Below are 738 nucleotides of genomic sequence, written 5' to 3'. Positions count from 1 at the left end.
GCGCTCGCCGCGGGGGACGCGGGGGGCGCGGCCGCCGCCGGCGTGGCCGCCGCGGCGCTGTCGGGGCTGGCCACCTTGCGCCCGGCCGCCTCGGCGGCCTTCTCGGCCGCCGCCTGCTTGATGCGCTTCATGAGCTGCGCGTGCGCCGGCGCCGGCGCGGCGACCGACACGGCGAGCGCCGCGCCGAGCCACAGGCGGAGCGAGGGGCGGGCGGCGGCGTCCAGCACCACCGCGAGCAGGCGGGCGAGGGGTGGCAGCATGGGAGGGAGCGCGGGCGACGGGGTGGAGGAAGGGCGCGGCGACCTCGCCGCCACAGTACAGCGGACCCGCCCGCCCCGCATCAGGCGAACGACCCGGGGCCCCGCGCGCTCACCCCGCGCGCAGCGTCGCCCCGACCTCCGTCCGGCCGGTGACGCCCATCTTCGGGAGCAGCCGCTCGACGTGGTTGCGCGCGGTGTAGAAGCTCACGCCCAGCCGGTCGGCGAGCTGCTGGTTCGTCAGCCCGTCGGCCACCAGGCGCGCGACCTCCAGCTCGCGCGCCGTGAGCCCGTACCGCGCGCGCGCCTCGGCGTCGGTGAGCGGGCGCGGCGGGCGGCGCTCCACCGTGACCAGCGCCAGCGGCGCGCGGTCGTCGACGGTGCGCGTGCGCGCGCACGCGAGGTCGTAGGCGTGGCGCGCGGTGCACACCGCGGTCGTCGGCGGCGCCGGCGGAAGTCGGATCGTAGCCATGTCGTTCTG

Annotated in this window: 1 protein-coding gene and 1 pseudogene; both read right to left on the bottom strand. The window is 79.4% G+C overall.

Annotation, left to right across the window (positions count from 1 at the left end; all coding sequences use genetic code 11):
- A pseudogene (locus PYV61_RS26200) lies at positions 1-260 on the bottom strand (hypothetical protein); the annotation flags it as partial.
- 109 nt (positions 261-369) lie between these two features.
- Positions 370-738, bottom strand: a 369-nt coding sequence (locus tag PYV61_RS26195) for a LuxR C-terminal-related transcriptional regulator (RefSeq protein ID WP_275836830.1), incomplete at its 5' end; no start/stop codon positions are given.

Source organism: Roseisolibacter sp. H3M3-2, assembly GCF_029211165.1.
Taxonomy (GTDB): Bacteria; Gemmatimonadota; Gemmatimonadetes; order Gemmatimonadales; family Gemmatimonadaceae; genus Roseisolibacter.
The sequence above is the reverse complement of the archived record's forward strand: the minus strand, read 5'-3'. Positions and strand labels throughout refer to the sequence as shown.